Origin of the sequence: Ancylobacter aquaticus (assembly GCF_004339465.1) — a bacterium.
Taxonomy (GTDB): domain Bacteria; phylum Pseudomonadota; class Alphaproteobacteria; order Rhizobiales; family Xanthobacteraceae; genus Ancylobacter; species Ancylobacter aquaticus.
Genome location: NZ_SMFY01000002.1, coordinates 1368543 through 1391578, shown reverse-complemented (window position 1 = coordinate 1391578; position 23036 = coordinate 1368543). Strand labels below are relative to the sequence as shown.

The following is a 23036-nucleotide window of genomic DNA, read 5'->3' as shown; positions in this document are numbered from 1 at the left end:
GGCGGAGGCGGCGGGGCGGATCGGCCCCGCCCGCCCGACCCTCCCCCCATCCCACCCGAGCCCGCGAAAGGCCCGCCAACCGGCGGGCCTTTTTGTTTGTCGTCGCAGGCACCGATGCTGCGCTGCCGCGACAGATTTCATTGACGCCGTGTGTATTGCATACCAGACTTAGACGAAAGAATAAGAAGCGTGACAGTCGAGGCTCCACCAGAGGGATACGCCATGCTTGTCGCCGATCTCATGAAGCTGAAAAGCGCCCGCGTTCCAACCATCCGCATGGCGGAAACCGTTGAAATGGCGGCAACATTGCTCAACCGCGAGCGTATCGGCGCCGTGGTGGTGAAGGACGCCTGCGGCTCGGAGGGCGTCACTGTCGTCGGCATCTTCTCCGAGCGCGACGTGGTGCGGGCCGTGGCCGAGCGTGGCGCCGGGGCGCTGCGTCTCACCGTCGGCGACCTGATGTCGCGCAACATGATCTCCTGTCGCATGGAAGACAGTATCGACCATGTCCGTGCGCTGATGGAGGAGCACCATGTGCGCCATCTCCCGGTCATGGAAGAGCACCAGCTGGTCGGCGTGCTCAGCATTCGCGACGTGCTTTCGCATGATGTGCGCGCAGCCGCGGCACCGGCCGGGGTCGGGCAGCCCTCCGCGGCGAGCCACACCACGCTGCCGGCCTGAACCGGGCACATGAAAAAGGGCGCCATCGCTGGCGCCCTTCATCTGCCGAGTCGAACCGCGCGGCCGTGCCTACAGCGCCGGCGACACGTCCTGTCGCATCGGCGCCGTCTCCATCTGGTGCACGCGGTCGATCACCGCCTTCTGCACCTTCTCGAACGCCCGGACCTCGATCTGGCGTACCCGCTCGCGCGACACGCCGAACTCGGAGGCGAGGTCCTCCAGCGTCATCGGGTCGTCGGACAGGCGTCGGGCCTCGAAGATGCGGCGCTCGCGTTCATTGAGCACCGAGAGGGCGCCGGACAGGGCACTGCGCCGGTTGTCCATCTCCTCATGCTCGACCAGTACCGATTCCTGGCTGTCGCTATCGTCGGCCAGCCAGTCCTGCCATTCGCCGCCGCCTTCGACATCGCCGCGAAGCGGGGAGTTCAACGAGGAGTCGCCGCCGAGGCGGCGGTTCATCTCGATCACTTCCTGCGCGGTGACGCCGAGCTTGGTCGCGATCTGCTGCACCTGGTCGGGCCGCAGATCACCTTCCTCCAGCGCCGAAATCTGGCTCTTGGCCTTGCGCAGATTGAAGAACAGCTTCTTCTGCGCCGCCGTCGTGCCCATCTTCACCAGGCTCCACGAGCGCAGGATGTATTCCTGGATCGAGGCCTTGATCCACCACATGGCGTAGGTGGCGAGACGGAATCCCTTTTCCGGCTCGAAGCGCTTCACCGCCTGCATCAGCCCGACATTGCCTTCCGAAATGACCTCGGAGATCGGCAGGCCGTAGCCGCGATAGCCCATGGCGATCTTGGCCACGAGGCGCAAATGGCTGGTGACGAGACGGTGCGCGGCGTCGGAATCCTCGTGCTCGCGCCAGCGCTTGGCGAGCATGTATTCTTCCTGCGGTGCCAGCATGGGGAACCGGCGGATTTCCGCGAGGTAGCGGCTCAGGCCACCTTCGGCGGACGGTAGGCTCATAGCGGAACGGGCCATGACTGCACCCTCCTTGTCTCACGGTCCCCATCAGCGGGCGACCGGCATGCGGCCGCTTTTCAGCCGGCCTCTACTCATACTAGCAGGAAGGAGCCGATTTTGCGAAAGCGCAAGGCGCTCGACGGTCACGAAGCGTTGAGCCGGCGGCGCCCTCAGCCCCCTGCCGCGAGGGCCTGATGAAGGCGGGCGAGGTCCGCCGGCAAGGCGCTCTCGAACGCCATGAGTTCGCCGCTGGCGGGATGCTCGAAGCCGAGCCGGGCGGCATGAAGGGCCTGCCGCCCGAGCCCGTCGAGCGCCTCGCGCGTGGTGTCGGGGAACCGGCTGGCGCGGGTGCGCTGGCCGACCCCATACACCGTGTCGCCGAGCAGGGGATGGCCGATATGGGCCATGTGGACGCGGATCTGGTGGGTGCGGCCGGTTTCCAGCTGGCACTCGACCAGGGAAGCGATCGGGCGGCCCTGCATGTCCGCATAGGTGGCGAGGCGCTGCCAGTGGGTGATGGCGAAGCGTCCGCCGGTCCGCACAGAGATGCGCTCGCGGGCCACGGGGTGGCGGGCGAGGGGGGCGTCCACCGTGCCGCTCGGCAGGTCCGGCGCGCCCCAGATGAAGGCGAGATACGCCCGCTCCAGCGGGCCGGTGCGGCCGTGATCGGCGAACTGGGCGGCCAGCCTCTTATGGGCTCGGTCGTTCTTCGCCACCACGATGAGGCCCGAGGTGTCCTTGTCGAGCCGGTGGACGATGCCGGGCCGCCGGACGCCGCCAATGCCGGAAAGACTGCTGCCGCAATGAAACAGCAGCGCATTGACCAGCGTGCCGTCCGGGCTGCCCGGGGCGGGGTGGACCACCATGCCGGCGGGCTTGTCGACCACGATCAGGTGGTCGTCCTCGTAGACGATGTCGAGCGGGATATCCTGCGCCGCCGGAGTGGCGTCCTCGGGCTCGGGCACCTCGACGCTGTAGCTCTCGCCGACCACCGCCTTGGCCGAGCCGCCGGCAACGGGCTGGCCCGCGCGCTGGACCCGACCCTCGGCGATCAGAGCCTGCAGGCGGGTGCGGCTGAACTCCGGCAGGTGGCGCGCCAAAACACGATCGAGCCGAAGCCCTTCATCCTCCGGCCCGACGGTGATATCGACGCGCGTCGCGACCACCTCCGGCGCGACATCGTCCATCTCCTCGTTGAGCTCCGGTGCCGGCATGACTTCTCCTGATCCAGACGACAAGCTCGACCCGGCGGCCGAGCGCGTGCTGCGCCGGATGCGCCGCTTCGCCGCCTTCTCGGGGCTTATCATGCTTCTGGGCTTTCTCGCCGTCTTCGGTGCCATCGGATACAAGCTGATGAGCGGCAGGAAAAGTGTCCCGGCCGAAATCGCCGGCACGATCCAGCTGCCAAAGGGCGCGGACGTGCGCGCGGCGGTCGTCGCCGGCGATCTCATCGCGGTGACGGTGACGCGCGAGGGCCGGATCGAAACGCATTTGTTCGACCTTGAAACCCGCGCGCCGCGCGGTGTCCTCGGCTTTGCCAGCGCACCCTGAGCGCGGCCGGCGAGGGCGCGGCGCATGGCATCGCGCAAGGCATCGACGGTGCGGGCCGGTGGAAAAGCCGCCGGCACCCCGCCAAGCCCCTTGATTGCGCGGCAAAACCGCTCTATCAGACCGGCCTGCCTAGATGCGCCCATCGTCTAGCGGTTAGGACGTCGCCCTCTCACGGCGAAAACCGGGGTTCGATTCCCCGTGGGCGCGCCAGCAATTTCAAGGGGTTAGGCCCCTGCCGGTTGCAGAAAATCAAAACGTACGGAAAATATACGGAATAGGCGCTTCCATGCTTGTGGGAGCCATGGCGAGCTTCCGGGCGCTTCTGCTTGATCAACAGCGAGAGCGGGTTCTCGGCGTCGCCCTGAAGTCTGACCTTGTCGTTGAACATGCCGAGGTGACGGGCCACGTTCTCCAGCGCCTTGTCGCGGTCGCGGAGCTTGACCTCAAGGCCGTCCCTTGTGGCCTTGACCCCATCGAATAGAAGAAGGGCGGAGCCGGATAGCTGGCCCGTGTCTGTCGCCTGGACACGGCCGACACCCTGGCCACTACACTCCGGGCATCGCGGGTGCGGGCTGAGCGTATGGTCATAGTCGAAGCCGCCGTCGCATGTCGGCGCGGGGCGCTTCTTCAATTCGGCTTCCGCAACAGCCTCGCTGAACTCGCGCGGCGAGCGCCAGTGGTAGAGGTGGCCAAGGCCATAGCAATAGCGGCAGGCACCGTGTCGGTACTGAATGACATCAGCCGCATTCGCGGTCGCGATGTCCCACCAGCGGCGCAGCACGGCGTCGGCCTCGATCTCGGTACGGGCCGAACGTTCCGCCATAGCGGCCTTCACCGCAGCCGCGACACAAGTTTTACCAAGCAGCTCAGGCCCGATGCGATTGGCCGTCCTGACGCTGTATCCTGCGCGAACCGCTGCGGCCGTTGAGTTCAGGTCGATCAGGTACTCGCCCACGAAGCGCTGCTGCCTGGCGGTGAGGTTGCGGGCTTTCATGAGAGTTCTCCGGCTTGTGCGAGGAATTCGAGCCGCTTGGCCACGATATTGAGGATCCCGGCAGCCTCTGGCCCGAGATCGAGCGTGCTCAGGGCCGCTAGCACCTCGGCATGTGCGCGTGGCAGGCCTCCGTCGAACTCGGCGATGGAAGCCCGCTCGCGAAAGGCATCCGGCTGTGCGAATCCGGCCGTCGCTAAAGTGGCGAAACGGCTAAGGTCTCCGCTATGTTGTGTGTTTTCAGTAACTTGACCGTTCTGGGTGCCGCTAAACCCGTCGCTAAGGAGGGCGAAGGTTCTGGCCGTGGTCTCAGCGCTGGTTGTCCATGGCGGATGCCTCTCACCGCGAAGCGCTGCCGAAGCCGCGCGTGGTGCCGCTGATGCGGACGGTGTGAATGGGACATAGTCCATCACTGCGCCCCCGCGGTCAGCCTGAGACGGCGCGGACGCGTCGAGATTTCCTCGACCCAGCCGTGCTCGACGAGAACCACGAGAGCCTCCTCAGCCTTATGCTTGGATCGCAGTCCATGGGGGCCATGCGTCAGAATCCGGCTAAAGCCGACGTCGCCACCTTCTTTCTTCAGCCATTTCAGCAGATTCAATGCGGTCTCGATGCGGGCATCGACAGGGGCTGCTCCCTTGAGGCGCAGGAGTTCCTGAACGTACCAATCCATCAATTGCATGGCATTCCGCATCGCCTCTCCGCCAATCTCGGGGGCGTCGATGTCCTCCACGATCGTCAGCACCCCGGCAATCCGTGCGGCATTTTCGGCTGCCTTCGCCGCGAAGCCGCGGATCAGCGCGAGCGGCCCCTCAGCGCCAACCAAGCCCTCAATGCGATCGTGGAATTCGATCCAGACCGAACACGCCTCTTTGCCGATCGGCAGTTCCCGCGGATTGAGCTCGTTGACAATGTACTCCGGGGGCAGAAGCGCCGGCTTGGCTTCCAGGAGGCGCAGCAGATGGGCACTGTAGTGGCGGATCGTCGCATCCACGTCTGAGGGAACGTCGCGATGGAAACGTGTGCCGGCCAGGCTCTCTGGCGAGGCGACGAGAAAGCGCGACAGCAGGCCCTGATCGAGCAGAGCTTCGCTGCCCAGGAAGTCCGCTGCCCCTCCCGGCTGGATCATGATGTGAATGGCAAGCCGCCGCCCATTGAAGATCGACACCCCGTCGCCCGCCCTGACCCGCTTGATGGGACTTCCATCCCATGCTTCGGAGAGAAGGGCGGCGGTACGCCGGCGGTTGTCATCGGTCATGGCATGACCGCCTGTGAACATGCTGCCTTCAGCGGTAAAGAGGCCGAGCGAGCCCTGAAGCGCCGGCATATTTTTGGTGAGACCGTCGCTGGTGATGTCGGCCACGAGGATGAGCGGCCTGATAGGCTCGACCGGCTCTGGACCGATGCCCATCAGCCTCTCCTGCCTTTCCTCGAGTCCAATCTTCGCGTTGTTCTCGATCTTCCGCTTTTCGGCAGCCCAGGCGGCGGACTTCACGCGCCAGTCGGCGCGGGCCGCCTTGTGCTCTGCACCGAGTTGAGTTTCCCGCTGGACGACCGGGCGGGTCGCCTCATTGTCCGTGGCGCTCTTGCGATCACCCGACGCCGCGACCGTCGCCATGAAAAGCGAGAGCGGTCTTTTCTGGCCATACCCACACAGTTTCGGCGCAGGCACCTAGCTTCGCGTAGCATCCTCACCCGTGGCATCGATGATCGTCAGCGCTGTCCTCGGCAGGAACAGCGGTCCTGGCGCCATCGGATTGGGCAGCACCATTCCGTCGACATGGAATACCGTTCGAATGGTCTCGGGGGTTATGACATCGACGGCGCGGCCCATGCCCGCGATGGAGCCGTTGCTCAGCAGAGCCAGCTTGTCGGCGAACTGCCCGGCCTGGTTGATATCGTGCAGGACGGCGAGAATCGTCTTGCCTCGCTCGTCGACCAGCCGCCGCAACAGCGCGAGCAGCTCGAGCTGGTGGGCCATGTCGAGATAAGTGGTGGGCTCATCAAGCAGCAGGATGTCGGCGGATTGCGCCAGCGTCATCGCCAGCCAGGCACGCTGGCGCTGCCCGCCGGAGAGCGCGGCGAGCGGCTGATCAGCCAGCGCCACCATGTGCGTAAGTTCGAGGGCCTCGGTGCAGGCCGCCCGGTCGGCTGCCGACCACGGGGCAAGCGGCCGTCGATGCGGGTAGCGGCCCTGTTCCACGAGATCGCGCACCGTGATGTCATCCGGCGCGCGCGGTATCTGGGGAAGAAAGCTCAGTCGCCGTGCCAGCTGCTTGCGCGAAAGCTGCGCGATCGGCTGCCCCTCCAGACTGATCGTGCCGGCTCTGGGCGCAAGCAGACCCGCAAGGGCGCGCAGCAAGGTGGATTTGCCGCAGCCATTCGGGCCGAGCAGGGCGGTGAACCGTCCGCGCTCGATACCGATCGACAGGCGGTTCACGATGTCCCGGCCGTCATAGCCGATAGTGACGTCGCGGGCCTGAAGCAGCACCGGAGATGTCGGTTCAGTCATTCCTTCGCCTCCATAGCAGGAGCCCGACGAACGGTACGCCGATCACCGGCGTCAGCAGACCTGCGGGCAATTGCACGAGCCGCCCTACCAGATCGGCACCGCCCAGCAGGAGTGCCCCGCAGAGTGCGGCGGCCGGCAGGCGGACCGCGTGGCGGGAGGACAGGCCGCGGACCAATTGCGGCGCCAGCAGGCCGACAAAGCTGATCGGCCCTGCCGCCGCCACCGACGCCCCGGCAAGCAGGGTGCACAAGGCGATCAGCGCGGCGCGCATCGCTTGCAGCGGCAGGCCAAGCGCGCAGCTGACATCGTCATCGAAGGCGGACAGATCGAGATCGCGGGCGAGGCACCACGTGATGGCAAGAGCAGGAAGCGACCACACGGCCAGCCATCCGAGCTTCGTCCAGTCGGCGTTGTAGATGCTGCCCGCCATCCAGGCGAGCGCCCGCTGGACGTCGCGGATGTCGCCGAACACGGTGAGGAGCGAGGTAACCGCGCCTGTCGCCGCGCCGATGCCGATGCCGACCAGTATCAGCCGGATCGAGGATGTGCCGCCTCGCCAGGCCAGCACGTAGATCGCGGTCGCAGCGACCGCCGCCCCCGCAAAGCCTGCGAGCGGCATGAGATGGCCGACCGCTCCCTCCGCGCCGATCACCAGCAGCGCGACGCCGAGGCTTGCACCGCTATTGATGCCCAGCAGGCCGGGTTCGGCGAGTGGGTTGCGCATCACGGCCTGGGTGATGGCGCCGGCGACGCCGAGGCACGCGCCCACGAGCAGCGCGGTCGCGACGCGCGGCGCACGTACCGTGCCGAGGATGATCGCGGCGATCGGATCGCCCCTCAGCGCCGCGACAATGTCCTGTGGTGCGAGCCCGTTATCGCCCCAGCTCAGCGACAGCGCTGCGGCGATCACCACGAGAAGGGCGAGGAGTGCGAGTCCGCGGTTCATCGCATCATCCCGCTGCGCCGGCGCGCCAGTGCGATGAAGACCGGGGAGCCGAGCAGCGCCATGGTGATGCCGACCGGCAAGTCGATGCCGACAAGCCAGCGGATGCCGGCATCGGCAACAAGCACCAGCAGTGCGCCGAGCGGCGCGCTATAGGCCATGATCCATCGGTAGTCGGCGCCCACCAGCATCCGCGCGGCGTGGGGAACCACGAGGCCGACGAAGCCGACCGGCCCGGCAAGGGCCACGGCGGAGCCCGCGAGCACCACCACCAGCAGGCCGGCGAGCAGCCGCCACCGCACCACGTTCTGGCCGACCGTGCTGGCAACGTCGCCGCCGAGGCTCAGCGTCATGATCGGGCGCGCGGCGGCAAGAGCGCATGCCAGCCCGGCAAGGCCATAGGGTGCGAGCTCCGCCACGGTCGCCAGCGAGCGCCCCATGAGGCTTCCGGCCGCCCAAAGCCTCAGATTGTCCAGCGTGCCCTGGTCCAGCAGCAGCAGGCTGGTGGTCACCGAGGTCAGGAACGCGGTCAGCACTGCGCCGGCCAGAGCAAGCTTCAGTGGCGTCGCACCGCCGCGACCTATCGAACCCAGCGCATAGACGCAGCCGCCCGCGACACCCGCTCCACCGAATGCAAACCAGACCAGACTGCCGCTGGCATCGATACTGGTGAAGGCGAGGGCCAGCACGACAGCGAAGGCGGCGCCGGCATTGATGCCGAGCAGACCCGGGGAGGCCAGCGGATTAGCCGTTACCGCCTGCATGATGGCGCCGGCAACCGCGAGCTGTGCGCCGACCAGAAGTCCGGCCAGCATCCTGGGCAGGCGTATGTCCAGCAGCACGATGTGTTCGCGCGAGCCGTCCGGGTGCATCAGGGCGTCAAACCACATGCCGGGGGCGATCTGCGAACTGCCTACCGTCAGGGCCCACAACGCCATCGGCGGCACCAGGGCAATGAGCAGCACAAGGCCGAGTGCCCGTCGGTTCCTGCGGCGGCCCGGCAGGATGGCATCAAGGTTTGGCAATGATCAGGCGCTCGATGTCATCCAGCACGCGATGCGCCGAGGTTGTTCCGTTGAACTCCATCCACGTGCCGGCATCGACCCGATAGACGCGTCCGGCCTGCACCGCCGGCAGCATCTGCCAAAGCGGATTGCCGGTCACTTCCTCATGCCGGCCATTGGTGTCTGAGTTGTTCGCGCCCCCGACGATGTAGAGCAGCACGTCGCCCTGAAGGTTGTTCAGTTCCTCCCAGTCAGGCCGCTTCAGCGTCGCGTCGCCCTGCGCTGTCTCATAGTCGGTCCGCCGCACGCCGACATCGCGGAGCACCAAGAACGGGCCATAGGTGTTCGGTCCGTCGAGATTGACCTGGAAATCCCAAGAGGTAATTCGCACCACCGAGACCCGCTGGTCGGGAATGCGGGGTTTCAACTTCGCTACGCGGGCGTCATAGGCCGCAAGCAGTTCCTCTGCCCTGTGCTCGCGGCCAGTGGCTCTGGCAAGAAGCGACAGAAAGGTCTTCCAGTCCCCCGCCGAGATCAGCAACGTCGGCGCCAGCTGCGAGAGCAGCGGGTAGGCGCTGTCGGCCATGGAGACGCCGATGATGAGATCGGGCTTGAGCGCGACCAGCCGCTCGATATTCGGCTCGAAGTAACTGCCGAGATCGGCGACGCCATGGCGCTCGGCCTCATCGCGAAGAATCCGGTCGCTCATCAGGCTGAGCGGCGCCCCGACGATCGGCAGGCCAAGCTCCAGCCCCATGCCGAGGCTGAAGGTGGGGTCCAGCACAACGATGCGCGCGGGATCCTTCGGCACGCAGATCGGCGCGTGCAGCACGTCGGGGTCGTCGATCAGCCGGCCGTCGCAGCCGCCCTGCGCATGGGACGGCGTGACCGAGAGGCCGAGCGCGGTCAGGCAGGCAAATAAAATGGCCCGCACTGTCATGAGGAGAGGTCTTTCGGCTGTGCGGCATCGGCGGAGGCCGTGTCCTCGAGCGCGGGCAGGCCGAGCCGGTGCCGCATCTGCGCCTCGATGCGTCGACGGCGTTCGTGCGGAGTAACCAGCACGCAGCTCGAGCAGTAAGATCCGCCCGGCGCCGTGTAGAACCGGCAGCAGCCGCCGCGCGCGCGGAAGCTGCGGCGGGCGACGATGCGGCCCGGGCTCGCCTCGTCGCGTATGACGATCTCGAAGAAGTGCAGCTGTCGGTTGGCGAGCGGCGAGCCGGGCGCCTTCAATATGGCGAGCGCTTCGGCCTGCGCTTCCTCCTCGCATCCGAACTGCCGGCCGGCTTCCAGAAAACGGGCGGCGACGGAATCCGAGACAAGGCGCCACATCGCCTGCCAAGGCAGGCCAGTGCGCCCTCGCAGACGATGGATTAGAGGCTCCATATGGGCCTCCAGCCCCTCGCGTAGCTCGCTCCGCAAGCCCTCCCGATCGACAGGACGGCAACTTGCGCCGTGCCGCGATTGGCCCGGCCTGCCGGTGACGCAGCGCGGGTCGAGCAGTCGCAGCCGCACCCTCGGCCTGCCCTCAGCAGGCAGTTCGAAGGCCAGCGCACAGTTCTCCGGCACGAACGCCGGGACCAGCCCGTGCGACAGGTAGGGCGAGGCGGCGGCAATGCCGAGCACGCCAGCATATTCGGAGATGAAGTACGCCGCCGCGCCCTTGGCGTCGAGGCCGGGCGTACCCGCCTGCTGGCGCGCCAGCATTTTGGCGAGGAACCGGTCGTCGGCGAATAGCGCCGGGACGGGCATGAAGCCGGGCGCCATGGGCCCGATCTCCACCTGCGGCAAGGGCCAATGCTGCGCCATGACGCCGAAGGCGGCGCGAAGCTCTCGCGCCGCCGCGGTGGTGTTCTCACGGTCGTCTGTCCATCCGCTCATGGCATTGGCCTTGTCACCGGCGAGGTTCAGAACGTCGCCCGGGCACGCACGCCGATCATGCGTCCGTCGCCGACGGTTGCTGAGGATGAGCTGCCGCTCACCGAGATCCCGGTCAGATACGCCTCGTCGAATATGTTTTTCGCGAACAGAGTCATCGACCAGTTCTTCGCCTCATAGCCAATCGCGGCATTGACGATGGTGAAGGCCGAGATCTGTTCATCCGCTGTATTGGCGACGTCGGCTGTGGAATAGTAGCTATCGGTATAGGCAAGATCAGCGGATACAAAGACGCCGGAGGCATGGCGGTAGATGCCGCCAATGTTGAAGGTCACCGACGGCGCTTCGGGGAATTCACCTCCGACCTCGATTCCGACAGCCGGAACGGCGCTGTCGAATTCGGTCTTGAGCAGACCCACCGAAGCGAAGGCGGTGAATTCCTGCGTCACCAGCGCGCGAAGCTCGATTTCGCCACCATAGGCGTGGGCCTTGCCCACATTGGCAGTGATGGTCTGCGGATAGCCGAGGATGGGGTCGTCGACGTCGGTCTGCAGGTCGCTATACTTGTAATAGAAGCCATTGGCGTTGGCCTCCAACCGGTCGTCCAGCCACTTGGAGCGATAGGCCACCTCATAGGCCCACAGCTTCTCGGGATCGACCTCATAGACATTACCGCTGCCATCGACCGCCGTGAAGCCGGCGCGGAAGCCCTCGCTCACCGTGAAGGCTACCGTCTGTTTAGGATCGATCGCGTAGGCGATACCGATCTTGGGCAGCGCCACGAGGTAACCGACGTCGGCGTCATAACTGGAGGACTCGTAAGCCGGTATCCCGGTCATGATCGTCTCAAACAGGTTGAGAGTCCGTCCGTCTGCCTGGTTCTCTACTGTTTCATAGCCGAGACGGCCACCGAACAGCACAGTCCAGCGCTCATCCAGCGCGTAGCGCAGATCGGCGTACGCTGCGTAGGAAGTGATCAGATTGCGGCTGTCCAACTCCTGGTAGAGGATCGGATCGAAGATGCCGTATTCCGGCGCGGCGACGGAGATTTCGGAGTCCGGCTTGTTGCTGAACCGGCCATAGTTGAACCCGATGACACCGCTTAGCGGGCGGACACCCTCTTCGAGTTCGAGGCGAAGATCTTCGGTGAAGTCCTCCCCGGCGCGCAGCTCGTCACGCAGATACAATGTCGAGCCCGGCAGGCTGGAGATGTCGGCATCGGTTTCGATATAGGCCGTGACCGAGCGCAGCTTGACCCCTTCCGAGAGTTGCTGGGATACGTCGGCGATCACGGTCGTGACGTCGGTATACCGCAGTTCCGCCGCCGAGACGTCGCTATTGAAGCGGCGGTCGAAGAAGTTCGGGCCAGACGCCACCGGGAAGCCCGGCTTGTCGGAATTGTAGCTGACGGTGATCAGCGCCTCGAAGCCATCGAGCTGTTCCGGCGTAATCAGCACTTTGGCGCGCAGGCTGGAAAACTCGTCATTGTCCAGGGGCCCATTCAGGGGATCCGCGAAGGCGATCCCGCGATCACCTTCCAGATACTGGCCAGCGACGCGGAAGGCGAGCTGGTTCTCCGCTAGCGGACCGGACAGCATGAACGCGCCACTGCCTTGATAACCGGAATCGGACGAATCCAGATAGTCGAACTCGGCCGCACCCTCCCAGTGCCAGGTCGGGTCATTGGTGTTGACCACCACCGCGCCGCCCATGGCGTTGCGGCCCTGCAAGGTTGATTGCGGCCCACGGAACACCTCGACATTGGCAACGTCCCAGGTGCCGCGATTGCCGCGCTGAATACCTTCGCCGTTCTGCGAGGCACCATCGACGATCAAGGCAATGGTGGGAGAGGAATTGGTCGGCGAGGTGAGGCCCTGGGACGACAGACCACGGATGACGATGCCGCTGGAGCCGCGATTGGAGCCGGAAACGCGGGTGTTGGCGAGTTTATTGAGCGCGCCGTTCAAGTCCTCGATCGCGTAGTCGAAGAACTGCTCGCCTGTGACGACGCCAACGCTCGAATAGACATTGGCGAGGTCGCGGGTCAGCTTCTCGCCGGAAATGGTGATGGCGTCGAGTTCGATCATGTCCTCGCCGACCACGACCGAGGCTGTGCTCGGCACCGAGGCCTCGATGGTCACCGAACGCGGCGAGGTGAAGCGCCAGTTGAGGCCGGTGCCGGCCAGCAGCTCCGCCAATGCCTGCTCGCTGGTGCGTGCGCCACGCACGCCGGGAGAGCGCAGCCCTTGGGCAATCGAGCTGTCATAGACGATCTGCACGCCATTGGCCGCGCCGAAGGCCGCGAGTGCGCCGGAGACCGGGCCGGCGGGGATTGCGTAGACTGAGATCTGCGCCGCCGCAGCCTGGGTCTGCGCGGCACCGGGGCTGGGTGCCGCGACGCTCGCCAGAGCAATCAGCGCACAGCCGGCGAGCAGATGTTGACGATGGTTTAGGAGCCGGCGTCGGTTCGCGCGCGCGATCAGGCTGCTTGCGGTCATAGTCCAGTAATCCCCATCGTCTTTAAGCCCCAGGGAGCGCGTCGGGGCGCCCCGTTAGGTAAGACGACGGCGCGCGGGGAATGCGAATCCCCTACGGCAAAAAAATTTACGTCAGGATGACGATGTTTCCGGGAAGCCGTGTCTCGGTAAGCGCGAGCGCGGCGACGAGGTTTTCTACGATCTCTTCTGGGCGCTGGAGATGGAACACACCGTCCACCCGCCGATTTCCAAGGCCCGGTCGTGCCAGCACGACGCGGCCACGGCGATGGCGGTTGATGTCGTCGACGACCTCGGCGAGCGGACGGTTCTCGAACACCAGAAGCCCGCGCCGCCATGCTCCAGCCAGGGTCGGGTTCATCGGCTCCACCACTGTCGGGTGGTCGGGGGCAAGGATGATCCGCTCGCCGGCATCGAGCCGGGCGGTGACGTCACCCGAAATGGCGAGACTGCCACGGGTACATTCGATGCGGATCGGTCCGGACCCGGCTGTGAGGGTAAAGTCGGCATCGTTGGCGGAAATCACGCAGGGACCGGCGGTGACACGGAAAGGGAGGGCGCCGGCAGCAATGTCGAAGGCGGCGGCGCCGTTTACCAGCTTCGCTGTACGCGAATCCTCGGTCAGCTCGACATCAAGCGCGGTGGCGCCGTCGAGATGAATCATGGAGCCGTCCGGGAGGGCGAACCTGGCCTGCTCGCCAACCCCGGTCGCGTAGTCCGACATAATCTGATCGAGGCCGGGGAGCAGCCCGAGCGAAACCCCGGCCCAGCCGGCGGCAAGCGCCGTCCCAACTCCAGCGAGCACGAGCCGACGGGTCGGCGCCGGGCGGCGGAGATTGGCGCTCGCTGCAAAGCCGGCGTGACGCCATGTCTGGCTGGCGAGACGAAACGCCTCCTCATGCGCCCGGCTGCGTCCGCGCCAGGCTTGGAGCTGCTGAGCATCCTCGACCGTCGCTTCGCCGGAGGTGAGGCGGGTCACCCAGCCGATGGCCTCGTGCTGCAGGGCATCGAGTTCCCTTCGGCCACCGTTCGTGCCGCCCACCGTACCGTCATCCGTTTCCATCGCGCCCAAAAACCGCTCGTCCAAGCGAAGCTCGCCGGCCTGTATAGGCGATATCGGGAAGACCGGGGAGACCATTGGTGCGACGCCTAGTCCAGCAGGCACTGGGCGCAGGTCTCGAGCGCCTTCCGGATTTCGATATCGACAGTTCGTGTGGAGATCCCGTACCTCTCGGCAAGCTCGCGGTGCGGCACATTTTCGAGCCGCGAGGCCAGAGAGATGTCGCGCCGCCTTTGCGGCAGTTCGGCGAGTGCGATGAGCACGCGGTCGACACTGTCCCGAGCGATCAGAAGGGCTTCGGGGTCGGCGCCGGGATCCGGCACGTCGAGCAGGTCGTTGATCTCCGCCTCGGCCAGCCGGCGGCGGACATGGCTGCGGTTGACGTCGGCGATGAGATTGGACGAAATCCGGCGCAGATAGGCCGACGGATTGGCCAGCGCGGCGACATCGATTGCGGCAAGACGCAGAAAGGTCTCCTGCGTCAAGTCTTCCGCAATGGCGGCGGAGCCGGTCGCGCGGCGGAAAAACCCAAGCACCGACGAGCGCTCAGACACGAAAAGTGCTCGCAACCGATCCTTACTGCGCATTGGGAACCTACCCGCCTCACCCCAACAGGGGTGAAGGTTCTTAGGTGCCAATCAAACCAGAAATCAATATCCTGGGCCTATATTGTAATATTTCTTTTTATTGTTTATATTATCTCTAAGATCGTTTTGACGTGATCAATGCTCGATGATCTGCGATTATTTTCTCTCGTTTTATACAAAGGCGCCGGTCAGCCTCCGACCATCCAGGCGATGGTCTCGCGTCACGCCCGACCTACAAGCCCAGCGGGAAACGACCCAAGACCGGACGTTATCAATGCCGGCTTAGGGTCAGTTTCGGCATCGAACATTCATCGGCGATATGTCCGCTTCTCGTTTGAAGTCCCCAATAGCGGACAGTCTGCCACCGGCCCCGGAGCCGTCTGTCAGCAAAGCGTCGCCTTCTCGGCCATTGATCTGGCAACGGCCGCAGCCCAAAAGGGACATTGGCGAGGTGGGGCGGTTCGGCACCTTCGCGGAGGACGTTGGTTACAATGCCTTCTAGCAAACGTTGAAAATGAAGCGCTCCCCACGACTTCCTTGGGTCAGAGCGGTCGCGACCGGTGCATCTGGCCAGTCATATCGACGCCGGCAGCACCGGGCCGATAACGCGAGCGGTCATGCAGATCGCGCTCAGACGTGGCGGTGTTAGAGGCAATGAACTATTGTGCCTTGGCAAGGCTTCGAGCTCGCCCCAGCCCCCTCAGCAGCGCTTCGATAATTTGATCCGTAGCACCCGCTCGGCGGAGATACGCTGCGGGGTCGCGCGCGAGGATCTTCGTCTTCTCCATCTCCGTGAGCGCTACTTGCGTCGCCTCGCGATTACCTGATTCGGCATTTGCGATTGCCATCAACATTTGACTGACGGCGGACCCACCCACGGCCGATCGCTGAGCAGCCGCAAGCATTTGTGGGTATTCGTCGCGCAGGTAATGATCGACTGCGATCAGGTGAAAGTACCAGCCCGGAGGATTGGGCGTGCGCTGGATCGCTTGCGTCAGGATCGGGATCCCCTCGTCAAAAGCGCCGCGCACTGCCAGACGCCAGCCCAGTTGGGCGAGAGCATCAGGGTCATTCGGGTTGATCTCGACCGCCTGCCGCGCAAGGCGCTGGCTGTCCTCGTAGCGCCCCATATAGTGTTCAATCGACGAGAGTGCCTTGAGGGCGACGGGATTGTCGGGCTCGATCTTCACCGCCCGCGAGGCCGCATCGAAAGCCAGATCGTACTCTCTCAGGCGTGCCGCGTCGTCAATGTCGCCATACCGGCCGCGATCGAGATAGAGCCAACCAAGCATCGCCCAGGCTTCGCTGTAACCCGGGTCGCGCCGAACGGCCTCGTCAAGGCATTGGAGGATCGGTGCGGCCTCGCTGCGCGAGAAACTGCGACGGTACCTGTAGGCCTGCTGCACGCACAGGTAGCTCTGCATACTGGACACCGCCGGCATCTTTTGCTGGAGCAGATCGGCGTTTATCGCTCCGTAAGGTTGCCCCAGCACGGTCGCTATCTCGCCTGCAATTTCTCTTTGTGCGGCGATCAATGCGCCCGGCTCCAACTGCCGGTCATAGGATCCCGACCAAAGAACCTCGCCGGTGGCCGCCTTCGACAATTGCACGGCAACGCGCACCAGGGGGACATCCCCGCGAACACTGCCACGAATGACGTAATCCGCCTCCACCTCCGCAAATGGGGGGGTGGATGGGCGGTCGGAGGCGGTCCGGATCGGCGGAACATAGACGCGGAAACTCGGGAAGCGCATCAGATCGCCGATCAGGTCTTCTCCGACGCCATCCGCCAGACCCTGCGCCACCGCACCGCCCCCCGACGCGGTGAACGGGAGCACCATTACAGCGGGACCGCGCCCAGATGCCGATGGCTCGGAGGTTGGAGCTACCGTCCATCGAAAGCCGGCAACGCCTACGACGATGAGAAGGACGGCCCCGAGTACAACGATCGCCGCAACGCGCCCCCAACCCGGTGGACGCACGGCTCTAGGCGGTACGACGTCCGATGCTGGCGCAACCACGATGCCCTGCCCGCTATCCGGCGAATTCCGATCAAACCGCGGCACATAGGATCCCTTCGGGATCGAAATGCGCACAGGGTCATGACGGCCGGCTTCGACATAATAGGAATCCAGATCACGCCTGAGGCGGCCGGCTTCCAGACGAACGACAGGATCGGCCTGCGCATCGAAGCTCTCATCGCGGCCAAAGACGCCAACGGCGACGGTGAATCCCTTGAGTGTGTGAGCCTTGCCGGAAAGTGTCTGTTCGACGATGAAGCTCAGAAAATTCCGGCGCCTTGGACTCGCTTCGAAACTTGGGCTGGACAGGATTGCGGCGAGTGCCGCACGCACATCTTCGGCTGTCGGCGCATCCGGGCCGACCCTGTCCAGAGAGGCGAACACTCGACCCGGCACAGCCTTCACTCACATTCGGCGCATAGAGACGTCGGACGAAGCTAAACACTTTTAAACGACAAACGCACCGAGTTGGTTGCGCCCCGCGATCGGGAAAGGCATCGCTCCTCGAATATGGCTGACTCGCTGCGTCGCAGGCCTCGTCATTGAAGGTACGTACATGTTCGTACTTCCCCATCGGCAGCATCCGATGACTATTCGACCTTGAAACGAAGGCCGGTTATGTCGGCAAAGCTGAAGGCCCTTGAGCGCGAGAACCGCGAGTTGCGGCAGGCGAACGAGATCCTGCGCAAGGCATCCGCTTATTTCGCCATGGCTCCTATCGGCGAATGCAGGCATTCGATGTGGCCGGTTACCGGCACTTCGGACTCGAGGCTACCCTAATGCTCATCCGTGGCGTCGCCGGCGTGGATTGCCTTGGCATCGGATTGGTGGCGTGGCGCGCGGCGATATAGGCGAAAGTCATGCCCGGACCGAGCTGGCCGCCGGGCCCCTGGTATTCTCCGCCCATCGCGGCGCTCATGTCATTGCCGCAGACATAAAGCCCCGGGATTGCGCGCCCGTCGTCGTCGAGCACCTGCGCCTGCGCGTTCGCGGCCAGGCCGAGGCTGGTGGCGACAGGCGTGGGATAGACGAGCACGCCGTAGAACGGCGCCTTTTCCAGCGGCGCCATGCACGGGTTGGGACCGCGGACGATGTCACCGTTGGAGCGGTCATAAATACTGTCGCCCTTGGCGAAATCCTCGTCGCGCCCGTGGGCGCACATCTCGTTCCAGCGGGCGATGGTTGCCGACAGCCCGTCGGGGTCGACGCCGAGCGCCTTCGCGAGTTCGGCGGGAGCGTCGCCCCGCTTGAGATAGCCGTTGGCGAGATGGGGGCGCAGCCAGAAGGTCATCGGGCGGATCATGCCGAGCCCATAGCGCCACAGGAAGCGGGCATCGCAGACGAGCGCGGCGGGAATCGTCGGCTGGCTCGCCTCCGCGCTTCGTATCGCGCGCGAGAACCTGTCATAGGAGGCGGCCTCGTTCGCAAAGCGCCTTCCGGATCGGTCCACGGCGATCAGGCCCGGCTTGGCGCGGTCGAGAACGATGTGCGGAAAAACCGCCGTCGATCCGTCGCGTCGCGTGGCGATGGAACTCGGGAACCACACCGCGTTTCCGCCGCCCGGCGCACGAAGGGCCGCGCCGGCATCGAGTGCGAGCTGGATGGTTTCCCCGACGCAGGACGGACAGGCCGGGCTGTGCGTGGGCACCGGGGGCGGAATGTGGCGTTGCCGCCAGCTGGCGTTAGCCGGAAAGCCCCCGCCGGCCAGAATGACCCCGTCGCGTGCCTGGATATGCCCAACTCCGCCAGGTGTTTCGACGACCACGCCGCGCACCCGTCCGCTCTCGACTACCAGCTCGGTCGGGTTCTGCGAGCATCTTACCTCCCCGCCGCGCTCCACCAGCGAGGCCAGAAGGCGGGCGACGAGCGCGTTGCCGAGAACAAGACGCGTTCCTCGGCGATGGCGCAGCCGGTCCCGGGCATAGCGGGCGACCAGTCGAGCGCCGAGCGCAAGCCCATCGAGCGAGCGCCACGCCTCACGCAGCCGGGCGGCCTCGCCGCGGGTGAGCATCATGCCGCCGAACAGCATGAGCTCGGGGATCGGGTCGCGCAGTCGCGCGAAGGCGGCGCCAAGCGTGCGGCCATCGAAGGGCAGGGGCTCGTGCGCCTGTCCTCCAGCACTGGCGCCCGCAAGTTCCTGATAATAGTCCGGGCTCGTTCGGTAGGTACGGAAGGCGACCTGCGTCTGCCCGGAAAGGTAGCGCATCATGCGCGGGCCTTCGCGCAGGAAGGCTTCCCTGAGATCCCGTGGCGCCTTGTCGCCCACCAGGGCATCGAGATAAGTCCCAGCATCGGCAGAGGCGTGGTTCTGCTCCTCCTGCGACGCGTCGGCGCTGTAGCCGGGCACCCAGAGCGTGCCGGACGAATAGGCGGTCGTTCCACCGATGCGGTCGGTGCGCTCCAGCACCAGCGCCCGCCGCCCTTCGACGGCGGCGACAAGCGCGGCCGTGAGGCCGGAGCCACCGCTGCCCAGCACGATCACATCGACGCTTTCGTGCCATTCCTCCGGGACGGGCATGCTTGGCCTCAGACGGTTTCGCGCAGCCGTTCATGAAGGGCGGCGCGCATGCCGGTGGGAGCCGTGAAGCCCAGAAGACGCCTCGCGGCGCCGGTGTCGAAGATCGGCGCGTAGGGATTGTCCTCATAGAGGCGCGCGTCGCGGATTTCCGGGACATGGCCGAACAGTTCCCGCGCGCGCTCAAGCGTCGGCCTGGGGTGCAATGTCTCGTCGGCCAGGACGAAGGCCTGCTCGAAGGGCTGCGACATCGGTGCATCCACGGCCTGGCGGAAGGCACAAGCGGCATCTTCGGGCTTCACATAGTGCCAGAACGGCCCGCCGCCGGCTTTTGGCGACACCGGGTCGAGCGATGGCACGTAGCTTCCCGGATCGCGGGCGCGGCGCAGCACCTCGTCAACGACGCGCGGGTAAAGGACATAGACCGGCCGCAACACCATCACCTCAAGCCGGCCACGGTCCGCCATGCAGCGTCCCGCCTCTTCGCCGAGCTTCTTGCTGAGGCCGTAGGGATCGGTGGGGCGGGAGGGGTGGTCGGTGTCGATCGGCAAATAGCGCGGCGGCGTCATGCAGTCCGGACGGACGGTGAGGCCGGTTACCGAGTCGCTCGAGCACAGCACGACCCGCCGGACGCCGGCGGCCTCGGCGGCCTCAAGAACGTTCCAGGTGCCGACCACATTCACCCGCATGATGTCGGCCGGCGTCCCGGCAAAGATGTTGGCCATGGCGGCGAGGTGGATCACGGTGTCCATCCCCTCGCAGGCGCGCGCGAGAATGTCGGCTTCGAGCACGCTTGCGCGCCACAGCCGTGACAGTTCCGGCGGTGTCGAGACCTCCTCGCCGACCATGTCGAGCGCCGACACCTCCCCGAGGCTGGCCGCTTCGCGCACCACATGCCGACCGAGATAGCCGCAGGCTCCGGTAACAAGAATACGCCGGCTCATGATCGGTCCGCCTCACACCATTTCAAGGACCTCGACGCTAGCTTTTCAAAAACTCGGATGTCAATCTATATTGTCGCAAGCTTGATGACGGGAGGACGTGTTGCGGACAAAGGGCATTCTGGCGATCTGGCACGATATCGAGCCCGGCCATGAGGACGCGGTTCTCGAATGGTACAATCGCGAGCATCACATCGAGCGTGTGTCGATACCGGGATTTGTGCGCGCCCGCCGCCATAGCGCGATCGCCGGCGAACCCGCGCTGTTCATCTATTACGAGACGCAATCGCCGCAGGTCCTGGGGAGCGAGTCCTATCTCGCCCGAGTCAATGCGCCGACCGAATGGACGCGGCACTGCATGCCGCATTTCCGGGCCAATTCTCGCACCGTGTGCCACGCAAGCGTTGCCCTGCAAGGGGCGGAGGGCGGCTACGCGCTCACCTTGCGGATGCGGCCGGAGGCCGGTCGCGAGCATGATCTGCGGAATTATGTGGGCGAGGAACTGTTCCCGAGCCTCCGCGCGGAGCCGCTCTTTCTGAGGGCCGAGCTGTGGGAGGCCGTGCACGACATCACGACCATCCGCTCGACGGAGCGCGTCATTCGTGGCGCTGAGGATCGCGTAGAGGCCTGGACGCTGGTGGTCTGGGCGTCGGATTCCAAGACGATTGCGCGGCTGGCGACCCGCCTCTCGGATCAGCGCGACCTCTCCGAAGCTGGCGCCCATCCGGACATGCAATGTGGCCAGTACCAGCTCGACATGGTGCTCGAACGCGAGTTTATCCCACAATGAGAGTTGACATGCTAAAATAAGAAATTAGAGTTTGAGCCAGCACGAGGGGGCGGAACATGCAGCGCATCCGACTGGCGACGATCGGCACCGGCTTCTTCGGCCGTTATCACTACGAGGCGTGGAACCGCATTCCCGAGGTGGAGCTGGTGGGGCTCGCCTACGCGCGGAACCGCGAACGAGCCGCGGCTTTCGCCGGTGAGTTCGGCGTCGGCGCCGTATTCGACGATGCCGAGCGCATGCTGGACGAACTCAGGCCCGATCTCGTCGACATCATCTCGCCGCCCGAGACGCATCTGCCCTTGGTGGAAGCCGCCCTGAAGCGCGGCATTCCCGCCATCACGCAGAAGCCGCTGGCACCTAATCTGCCGGATGCCCTGCGCATGGTCGATGTTGCGCGCGCCGGCCGCGTTCCTGTCGTGGTTCACGAGAACTGGCGGTTCAAACCCTGGTTTCGGGAGATCCGGCGGATCATCGAAGGCGGCTCGCTCGGAGCGATCTACAACATCGCCTTCCGCATGCGCCCCGGCGATGGACAGGGGCCGTCCGCCTATCTCGATCGCCAGCCCTATTTCCAGCAGATGCCGCGCTTCCTCATCCATGAGACCGGCATCCACATGATCGACGTGTTTCGCTTCCTCGTCGGTGAGATCACCGGCGTCTCGGCGCGCCTGCGCCGTTTGAACCCGGCGATTGCCGGGGAGGATGCGGGCTATGTGATCTTCGATTTCGCGGGATCGACGGCCGGTCTGCTCGACGGAAACCGGCTCGCCGATTGCCGCGCGCGCAATCCACGCCTGACCATGGGCGAGTTCGCGCTCGATGCCGAGAATGGCGCGATCCGCCTCGACGGCGATGGCCGCATCTTCGTGCGCCGACGCGGCGAGGACGAGAGCGAGCATGTCTATGAATGGCACGATCGCGGGTACGCCGGAGACGCCGTCTATGGCCTCCAGCGCCATGTGATCGATCATCTCACGCAGGGCACGCCACTGGAGAACCGCGTCGAGGACTACCTCCGCAACGTGATGGTGGAGGAGGCGGTCTATCGCTCGGCAGCCGAGCGGCGCCACATCGCCATGGATGAAATCGCCAGCCGGCAGGCGGCCTGAGCAAGTTCTCTCAGGCGTCGGTCGGAACGAACAAGAACATGAAAATGGGACCCAAGGACATGCATCTGGGAAAAGTCGCCGTGACGGGCGGCAGCGGCCGCCTCGGTCGCTTTGTCGTCGATGAACTCGCGGGCCGGGCCAATGTCACCGTCATCGACATCCGGCCGCCGGTGCAGAAGGATGTCGCCTTCGTCGAGTCGACCGTGCTCGATTTCGAAGGGCTGAAGCGCGCCTTTGCCGGGCATGACGCGGTGATCCACCTGGCCGCCATTCCCAATCCGCGCACGGCGCCGGCGGATATCACCTTCAACACCAATGTGCAGGGAACGTGGAACGTCCTTCAGGCGGCGGAAGATGCCGGCGTCAAGCGTGTCGCCGTCGCGTCGAGCGACGCCGCGACCGGGCTCCACTACAACCCGCCGGACTGGGACCCGCAATACCTGCCGGTGGACGAAGCCCATGTGCTGCGGCCGATCGAGTTCTACTCGCTCAGCAAGGAAGTAACCGAGGTCATGTGCCGGTGCTACGCGGTGCGCGGCAAGATGTCGGTCATCGTCATCCGCCCGACCCACATCGTGTTCGAGCCGGAATGGCCGGAGCTCGAAGCGCGCGGCGCGGACCCGCAGAACTATCACTTCTGGGCCTATGTGGAGCCGGAAGACGTTGCCCAGGCGTTCCGCAAGAGCCTTGAACTCACCGATGTGAGCTACGACACCTTCTTCATCGCCGCCGCGGACTCGCTGGCCGCGCGCCCGACGCTCGAGATGATGCGCGAGCGCATCGGGCGCGATCTCCCGGTCAAGAACGCCGCGGTGTTCCAGAACGAACCGTACGCTCCCGTCTTCGACATCAGCCATGCCCGCGACGTGCTGGGCTACGAGCCGAAGAGCGACTGGCGCAAGCTCTACGCCAAGGTGCCGGAGGCCAAACGCTGGGGACGAACGGCGCCTGCCGCCTGACGCCGCCGCCTCGCTCGCAATGACGCCCGGAGAAAACCG

General features: G+C 65.4%; 20 protein-coding genes and 1 tRNA gene. 6 read left to right on the top strand and 15 right to left on the bottom strand.

Annotated elements, in window-relative coordinates; translation table 11 throughout:
- Window positions 1-222 precede the first annotated feature (222 nt).
- Entirely contained in the window at window positions 223-681 is a 459-nt protein-coding gene (locus EV667_RS16105) for a CBS domain-containing protein (RefSeq protein ID WP_131836291.1), read from the top strand.
- Window positions 682-750: 69 nt separating this feature from the next.
- Here the strand turns inward: EV667_RS16105 and rpoH are convergent, their stop codons facing one another.
- Together rpoH and EV667_RS16095 are read right to left on the bottom strand one after the other, a co-directional pair.
- Window positions 751-1662, bottom strand: coding sequence for an RNA polymerase sigma factor RpoH (gene rpoH / locus EV667_RS16100; protein ID WP_131836290.1), 912 nt, complete (start codon window positions 1660-1662; stop codon window positions 751-753).
- Between the two features lie 152 nt (window positions 1663-1814).
- Window positions 1815-2858 (bottom strand): RluA family pseudouridine synthase, encoded by a 1044-nt coding sequence (locus EV667_RS16095; RefSeq protein ID WP_131836289.1) that lies wholly within the window; start codon window positions 2856-2858, stop codon window positions 1815-1817.
- Between EV667_RS16095 and EV667_RS16090 the strand changes: the two genes are divergently transcribed.
- A complete protein-coding gene (locus EV667_RS16090) occupies window positions 2857-3195 on the top strand; it encodes a DUF6476 family protein (RefSeq protein WP_131836288.1) in 339 nt (112 codons plus the stop codon). The genes EV667_RS16095 and EV667_RS16090 overlap by 2 nt on opposite strands.
- A 135-nt stretch (window positions 3196-3330) precedes the next feature.
- A tRNA-Glu gene (locus tag EV667_RS16085) sits at window positions 3331-3405 on the top strand.
- Here the strand turns inward: EV667_RS16085 and EV667_RS16080 are convergent.
- The 13 genes from EV667_RS16080 to EV667_RS16020 form a co-directional block, all read right to left on the bottom strand.
- Window positions 3365-4189 carry a terminase small subunit gene (locus EV667_RS16080; protein WP_131836394.1) on the bottom strand — a complete coding sequence of 275 codons (825 nt, stop codon included), beginning with the start codon at window positions 4187-4189 and terminating at the stop codon, window positions 3365-3367. The two genes, EV667_RS16085 and EV667_RS16080, sit on opposite strands and share 41 nt — an antisense overlap.
- 406 nt (window positions 4190-4595) lie before the next feature.
- Window positions 4596-5858, bottom strand: a complete 1263-nt coding sequence (locus EV667_RS16075) for a YfjI family protein (protein ID WP_280960227.1) — start codon at window positions 5856-5858, stop codon at window positions 4596-4598.
- The gene (locus EV667_RS16070; protein WP_342636724.1) at window positions 5859-6677 is read right to left on the bottom strand and encodes an ABC transporter ATP-binding protein; all 819 of its coding nucleotides are present in this window, start codon (window positions 6675-6677) and stop codon (window positions 5859-5861) included.
- Window positions 6678-6690: 13 nt separating this feature from the next.
- Entirely contained in the window at window positions 6691-7644 is a 954-nt protein-coding gene (locus tag EV667_RS16065; RefSeq protein ID WP_131836285.1) for a FecCD family ABC transporter permease, read from the bottom strand.
- Window positions 7641-8666, bottom strand: a complete 1026-nt coding sequence (locus EV667_RS16060; protein ID WP_245516186.1) for a FecCD family ABC transporter permease — start codon at window positions 8664-8666, stop codon at window positions 7641-7643. The genes EV667_RS16065 and EV667_RS16060 overlap by 4 nt, the downstream gene beginning before the upstream one ends.
- A complete protein-coding gene (locus tag EV667_RS16055; RefSeq protein WP_131836284.1) occupies window positions 8653-9585 on the bottom strand; it encodes an iron-siderophore ABC transporter substrate-binding protein in 933 nt (310 codons plus the stop codon). Before EV667_RS16055 ends, EV667_RS16060 begins: the two co-directional genes overlap by 14 nt.
- Window positions 9582-10409, bottom strand: a complete 828-nt coding sequence (locus EV667_RS16050) for a (2Fe-2S)-binding protein (protein ID WP_245516185.1) — start codon at window positions 10407-10409, stop codon at window positions 9582-9584. The genes EV667_RS16055 and EV667_RS16050 overlap by 4 nt, the downstream gene beginning before the upstream one ends.
- 140 nt (window positions 10410-10549) lie before the next feature.
- Window positions 10550-13018, bottom strand: coding sequence for a TonB-dependent receptor (locus EV667_RS16045; protein ID WP_131836282.1), 2469 nt, complete (start codon window positions 13016-13018; stop codon window positions 10550-10552).
- Window positions 13019-13124: 106 nt separating this feature from the next.
- Window positions 13125-14078, bottom strand: coding sequence for a FecR family protein (locus tag EV667_RS16040; RefSeq protein WP_165901623.1), 954 nt, complete (start codon window positions 14076-14078; stop codon window positions 13125-13127).
- A gap of 86 nt (window positions 14079-14164) precedes the next feature.
- Window positions 14165-14662, bottom strand: a complete 498-nt coding sequence (locus EV667_RS16035; RefSeq protein ID WP_131836392.1) for an RNA polymerase sigma factor — start codon at window positions 14660-14662, stop codon at window positions 14165-14167.
- A 659-nt stretch (window positions 14663-15321) separates the two neighbouring features.
- Entirely contained in the window at window positions 15322-17088 is a 1767-nt protein-coding gene (locus EV667_RS16030) for a tetratricopeptide repeat protein (protein ID WP_131836280.1), read from the bottom strand.
- A gap of 343 nt (window positions 17089-17431) precedes the next feature.
- Entirely contained in the window at window positions 17432-19201 is a 1770-nt protein-coding gene (locus EV667_RS16025) for an FAD-dependent oxidoreductase (protein ID WP_131836279.1), read from the bottom strand.
- 8 nt (window positions 19202-19209) lie between these two features.
- On the bottom strand, window positions 19210-20142 hold the full coding sequence (locus tag EV667_RS16020) for an NAD-dependent epimerase/dehydratase family protein (protein WP_131836278.1): 933 nt from the start codon (window positions 20140-20142) through the stop codon (window positions 19210-19212).
- 97 nt (window positions 20143-20239) lie between these two features.
- Here EV667_RS16020 and EV667_RS16015 point away from each other — a divergent pair, with 97 nt between their 5' ends.
- From EV667_RS16015 to EV667_RS16005, 3 genes are read left to right on the top strand one after another with little or no spacing between them, the layout of a single operon-like run.
- Window positions 20240-20929, top strand: a complete 690-nt coding sequence (locus tag EV667_RS16015; RefSeq protein ID WP_131836277.1) for a hypothetical protein — start codon at window positions 20240-20242, stop codon at window positions 20927-20929.
- 56 nt (window positions 20930-20985) lie between these two features.
- Window positions 20986-22038, top strand: coding sequence for a Gfo/Idh/MocA family protein (locus tag EV667_RS16010; RefSeq protein WP_131836276.1), 1053 nt, complete (start codon window positions 20986-20988; stop codon window positions 22036-22038).
- A gap of 38 nt (window positions 22039-22076) precedes the next feature.
- Window positions 22077-22997 carry an NAD-dependent epimerase/dehydratase family protein gene (locus tag EV667_RS16005; RefSeq protein ID WP_131836275.1) on the top strand — a complete coding sequence of 307 codons (921 nt, stop codon included), beginning with the start codon at window positions 22077-22079 and terminating at the stop codon, window positions 22995-22997.
- Window positions 22998-23036: the final 39 nt, after the last annotated feature.